At 52.4% G+C, this 5,819-nt stretch carries 4 protein-coding genes and 1 pseudogene; all 5 read left to right on the top strand.

Features of this window, described 5'->3' with window-relative positions; genetic code table 11:
* The coding region (locus tag KP703_RS14980) for a hemagglutinin repeat-containing protein (RefSeq protein ID WP_215755506.1) at nt 1–3,203 on the top strand (3,203 nt) is incomplete at its 5' end.
* Entirely contained in the window at nt 3,148–3,627 is a 480-nt protein-coding gene (locus tag KP703_RS14975) for an SMI1/KNR4 family protein (protein WP_215755505.1), read from the top strand. The genes KP703_RS14980 and KP703_RS14975, both read left to right, overlap by 56 nt.
* Before the next feature lie 122 nt (nt 3,628–3,749).
* Nucleotides 3,750–4,831, top strand: a pseudogene (locus KP703_RS14970) (IS5 family transposase).
* A 174-nt stretch (nt 4,832–5,005) separates the two neighbouring features.
* Nucleotides 5,006–5,344, top strand: a complete 339-nt coding sequence (locus tag KP703_RS14965; RefSeq protein ID WP_215755504.1) for a hypothetical protein — start codon at nt 5,006–5,008, stop codon at nt 5,342–5,344.
* 290 nt (nt 5,345–5,634) lie between these two features.
* A partial coding sequence (locus KP703_RS15865; protein ID WP_215755503.1) for a hypothetical protein occupies nt 5,635–5,819 on the top strand: 185 nt, incomplete at its 3' end.

The raw sequence follows: 5,819 nt of genomic DNA, 5'->3' as shown, positions 1-5,819 counted from the left end.
GCACGACCATCACGTCTGGCGGGAACGCGACACTTGCGGCCTTGGGGGGAGACCTGAAGGCAGCCGGGGCCACCCTGACATCCGAAGGGTCCACCACGCTTCTGGCAGGGAAATCTCTGGATCTGGGGGCTGTGACGAACAGCGAGTCAGAAAGTATTTCTGGCAGCAAGAGCGGGTTCCTCACACACAGCAGCTTCTCGAACAGCCAGAGCAGCAGCACGGATGTCGGCACCACGGTTGCAGCGGGCACGGACCTGACGGCGGTTTCTGGCGGAGACATGCATGTTGCGGGCATGGTGGGCGGCGGCGGTGATGTCACGCTCCAGTCCGGCGGCGCGTTGACAGAAAATGCCTTGCACAGCGCGTCCAGTGAAGCTTCCAGCCATCATGTGGCTGGCCTGCATCTGAGCACGCAGGGGGCGAGCGGGACTGTGGGCTACGGCTCGCGGACGGATACGCAGAGCGCGAGCAGCAGCACCTATACACCGAGTGTGATTGCCAGCACCGGCGGCAACCTGAATATTGGCGCGAAGGGCCCGGTCAGGATTGACGGGTCTGTTGTGGCCGCGGCGAAGGATCTTGGCATCAGCGGCTCGTCGGTGGCCTTCACTACCGAGCAGAATAGCCAGACCCAGACCGCGATGCACAAGGACAAGAGTATCGGCGTGACGGGCGGTGTCTCGCCTGACTCGATGGCTGGTCAGGCGATTAACGGAGCCCTTGGGGCAAAGCAGTCTGGCACAGGCGTGCAGTCAGCGCTTGCGGGGATCCAGACCGGCCTCGGCGAAGGGATGTCCGCCATTGGGGGTGCGACTACCAACAATATCATTGGTGGTCAGGTCTCGGTTGGGTTCTCCAGCACCAAGAGCCGGTCGGGCGAGACGCGGACGACGGTGCAGGGTTCCACGGCCTCTGCTGGTGGCACACTGGCGATTGAGGGGCGGGGGGATAACACCACCGACAAAAACAATGGGGATCTGAGCGCGACTGCGGCGCATCTGTCAGGGCAGGATGTAGCCCTTGCGGCACAGAAGGACCTGACGCTGAACTCAGGTGTGAACACGGACCACACGGAGAGCACGAGCAGTTCGAAGAGTGCGTCTGTGGGTGTGGAAGCCAGTGTCGGGACGACGGGGACCGTGGGGGTGAGTGTGACGGCGTCGGCTTCGGTCTCGCACCAGCACAGCGCGTCTGACAGCACGACGAACGTGGATACGACGGTCAGCGCGACCAACAGCGTAAGCCTCACTACCCCCGGCAAGACGACGCTGAATGGCGCGGAAGTCAACGGTGAGCAGGTGAGCGTGAAGAGCGGGGTGCTGGTGATCACCAGCCCGCAGGATATGGCGAACTACAGCAGCAATTCGGAGAGCGGCGGGTTCAGTGTTTCGATCCCAGTTTATGGCGCGGGGAGCTTCGGGGCCTCAGCCAATGTTGCGGGGCAGACGATCAAGGATACCTATCGGTCGACGGAAGCCACACAGTCCGGGCTGTATGCCGGGAACGGCGGTCTGGATGTTGATGTTGCGGGCAACACAACGCTGAAGGCGGGCGTGATCAGCAGCACGGCGGGCGCAGGTCTGAACCATTTCCACACGCAGTCTCTGGATGCGACAGGGGAGTACAACCAGTCCACCTGGAGCGGGACGAGCGTTGCGGCTGGTGGTGGGTTCAGCACGGCGGGTTCTCTGACAGATGCGGCGAAGACGGCGACGGTTGCGGTTGGTCACGTTGACCACAACGAGACCACGACGACGGACAGCGTCATTACGGGCACTATCGGGGTCGAGAGCGATAACAGCACGGGCAGTTACAGCACGGACCTGACGGCTGCGAACGGGCATCTGGATAACGACTTCAACGCGACCAAAGTCAATAACACCCTGCAGACCGAAATCGGCGCGGAGACGGCTACGGAAACGGCCGTGGAAGTGGGGATTCAAGCTTACGATAAATGGGGGCCGAAGAGTCCGCAGGTTCAGGTCAGTGAAAACAAAACTCTCAGCCAGCAGAAAACGGACGGTGAGCAGGCGAGTGTCTATGAAACGCAGGATAATGCGGGCGGCGCAGGTTCATCCAGTTCACCTGCCACCCGGATAGACACCACGTCCATGGGAGTAGCGCAGCCTGAGAGCGGAGGCGATGGCCCGACATCTGGCGCGGGGGCCAACCAGAACGGGTCCATCACGACGGTGGGTCCGGAAGCCGAGGATGGAGCGAAGACGGATCAGGCTGGCTTCGGAGCGCCGGAAGGCGAGGACCTTGGTTCGACGATGACGCCTGAGGGGAAAGTTGAAAATATTGTTATTCATGGCCATCGTCCTCCACTTCCTGGAGCGGCTTCGACCGAGACGGCGATCACGTGGGCGGCTGTTGGGAAGCTTGGTCTTGTTACGGGGAGCATGTTTCCTGGTCCTCTCGGCACGGCGTTTTCGACGGTGCTTGCTGGCGTGCAGTGGCATGCGGGAGACAAGACCGGTGCGCTGGTCACACTGGGCCTGGGTGCTCTGAATCTGGTTGGCGTTGATGCGGCAGCCGGGCGCGTGATCCTGGGTATGAAGGAAACGCAGGCCGCTGCGACGGTTGGGCGCGGCGTCGCCGAAGAAGGCGGGGCAGCCGCAACGGCGACAGCATCGGATACGTGGCAGACATATGAAAAGGGCTCCGCTGGTGCGGCTCAGCCTTCCCTGCCTGACGGCTATAGCTGGGTCAGGAATTCTGAAGGTGACCTTGGTATCAGAACGCCTGAGGGGAAGGTTGTTTCTGATGGTCGCGGGAAAAGCGATATTATCAATAAGAGTTTTCAAAGTGAAGAAAATGAATCTAATATATTGGAATATTTTCAGAATGGTAGAAAATTTTGGTCTAGTGATCCAGTTATATTCAAGGAAAATAAAATTTATCAAAGAAATGATTTGATTGATCCCGCATATATTGATCCTAAAAGCGGAAAAACTAACTTGGAACTTATGGAAGCAGGGAGAGCGCCAATTGGGTCCGATGGAAAACCAATCAATCTACATCATATGACTCAAAAATCTGATGGACCTTTAGCTGAAATGACACAATCTTTCCATAAAGATAATCATACTGTGATACACGTTAATACAAATGACATTCCGTCTGGGATAGACCGTTCTAAATTTAATGTTTGGAGACAGTCTTACTGGAAAAACAGAGCTAAGGACTTTAGGGGTAAATGAAATGGGAAAAAAAATTGATGAAATAATAAGGGAAATTAATAAGCTTGATCCTCCGCAGGGAAGAAAAATGCCTTTACCAGATGATTTTTTAATCAGGGAATATGAAAAAAATATAGGTTTAAAATTTCCAAATGATTACAAAAAGATTCTTAAAAATGTAAGTAACGCGTTTGTTGGTTATATATCATTGTTAACCTTAAATAAGGAAATGGGAGGTATTTACGGTGAGTTATTGACAACATTAAAAGAAGCTAGAGCTCAAGGGTTGCCAAAAACTTGGTTGCCAATTTGCGAAGATAATGGTGATTATTATTGCATACTTCCTGACGGAAAAATATCATTTTGGAGCCACAATGGAGTATCGCATGAGACATGGCCGAATTTGGCAACGTGGGCGGAAGAAGTATGGCTAGAAAATAAGTAAGAAAAACAATAAAAAATAAAGCAACAAGAATAATACTGTTTACAATTGAAGGGTTCGAAAAACCCTCTGGTTTTAGGTCTCTCTCTGTGATTCCCTCTTTTGTGTGATGACTGGAGGAGTGGCTGATGACGCAGTCTGGTTTCTTTGATGTTGAAGAGCGGCTTGCTCGGTTGAGTGGGCTTGGTGACCAACTTGAAGCATTTTCCCAGACTGTGGATTTTGAGGTGTTCCGTCCGGAGCTGAACAAGGCACTGGCCTATTCAGACGGAAGCAAAGGCGGGCGTCCTCCGTTTGATCCAGTGCTGATGTTCAAAATTCTGGTCATCCAGACGCTGAACAATTTGTCCGACGAACGGACGGAATACCTGATCAACGACCGCCTTCCTTCATGCGCTTTCTTGGTCTGGGGCTGTCTGAGCGCGTGCCTGATGCCAAGACCGTCTGGCTGTTCCGGGAACGTCTGACACAGGCGGAAGCAATTGATGTTTTGTTCAACCGCTTTGATGCGACCCTGCGGAATGCCGGTTATCTCCCCATGTCAGGCCAGATCCTGGACGCTACACTGGTAGCGACCCCAAAGCAGCGCAATACCAATGAGGAGAAGGCCGATCTGCGAAAAGGACGGATCCCACAGGATTGGCAGGACAAGCCGTCAAAGCTGTCCCATAAAGATCGTCATGCGCGATGGACGCTGAAGTTCACGAAAGCAAAGCGTCAGGATGACGGGACGATCCCGTCTACGGATCTCGCTATCCCTTTCTTTGGCTATATATCGCATGTTTCCATCGACCGGAAATTTCGGCTGATCCGCAAATGGAAGACGACCGATGCCGCTGCCAGCGATGGTGCCAGACTACGTGAGGGGCTTCTTGATCGCAGCAATACGGCGTCTGATGTCTGGGCAGATACAGCCTACCGCTCAAAAGCCAATGAGGCCTTCATGGAAAAGCAGGGCTTTGTCTCGAAGGTTCACAGGAAAAAGCCTCATCTCAAGCCCATGCCACGACATATCCAGAAATCAAATGCAGGAAAATCCGTTATCCAGTCGCGTGTCGAGCATGTCTTTGCCGATCAGAAATCGCAGACAGGACTGTTCATACGAACCGTTGGCATAACGCGGGCCACCATGAGGATCGGGCTGGCCAATATCGTCTATAATATGCGTCGCTTTCTCCTCCTCGAGCGGATTAACGCGATCGCGTAGTAAGCCAGGGCATGAGACCCTCTCTCTGCTCAATACGCAGAGTGAAAATCAGGTCCACGAACCAGCAATCAACTCGCTGAAAACCTGAAATCAGGCAAAAGGGAAATCAATCGACGGTTCTTCGAACCCTCCAAGTAGTTTTAGTCGTGCCATGAAGCAGATATTAGGAATAAAATGAATATTATTAAAATGCAGAAAAAAATATGTGAAGAATATGGTTCAGATTTTGTTTCGGTTTTTCCAAACGAAAAATTGGGTATAAGCATCAATGTGAAAGAGAAAGTTAGACCTTTAAATGGAATGAGAGTTATGCCAGGAAAAGATACGTGTGGGTGGTATATATGGGCAGGAGAATATTTAGAGGATAAAGATTTTTTTGTTCCCTTGCATGTAAATCACTTAATCAAATGGGAACCACTTTTGCTGCCTTATCTTGGATTGGCTCCTGGTTGGCGTTTTTTGATAACAGAGGAATATAAGGATGTATGGGAAGATAAAGAAAATATCATATAGGTATTATATATAATTCACAGTTATAATTTATTTTTATTAAAATATTGATTTATTTTTCAGTAATTATAAGTTGGAGTAGTGGTGTAAGGAATTGGAAATAGCACATATTATAGATTGAAGTTTGTGAGTTTGATCCATATGGTGCAGGTATGTGCCGAGTTCTTAACCTGACGCGCATTATCTGATTGAGACGCCCCCTGCTTATACAAGCCTGACGGCATTCCACGGGTCTGAGCAGTGCGCAGCAGGCGGCGCTGACGTCTGACATTGTGTGGTATCAGAACGAGGTTGTGGACGGTCAAACCGTTCTTGTGCCCAAGCTGTATCTTGCTCCGGGGCATGAGGCGCTGACGGGCGCGAGTATTTCAGGGAAGAATGTGTCCCTGACGGCCGCCTCGGTGACGAACAGCGGTAGTGTCTCGGCACAGGATGCGCTGTCGATTACGGCGACATCGGGAGACATTACGAACACCGG

Source organism: Acetobacter sp. P5B1 (assembly GCF_018811985.1).
Taxonomy (GTDB): Bacteria; Pseudomonadota; Alphaproteobacteria; order Acetobacterales; family Acetobacteraceae; genus Acetobacter; species Acetobacter cerevisiae.
Note: the sequence above shows the minus strand (reverse complement) of the source record. Positions and strands in the feature narration are given on the sequence as shown.

Excerpts from the sequence above, each read along its gene's own strand:
- KP703_RS14965 (WP_215755504.1), top strand. The coding sequence starts at position 5,006 with ATGAATATTATTAAAATGCAGAAAAAAATATGTGAAGAATATGGTTCA.
- KP703_RS14975 (WP_215755505.1), top strand. The coding sequence starts at position 3,148 with ATGTTTGGAGACAGTCTTACTGGAAAAACAGAGCTAAGGACTTTAGGG.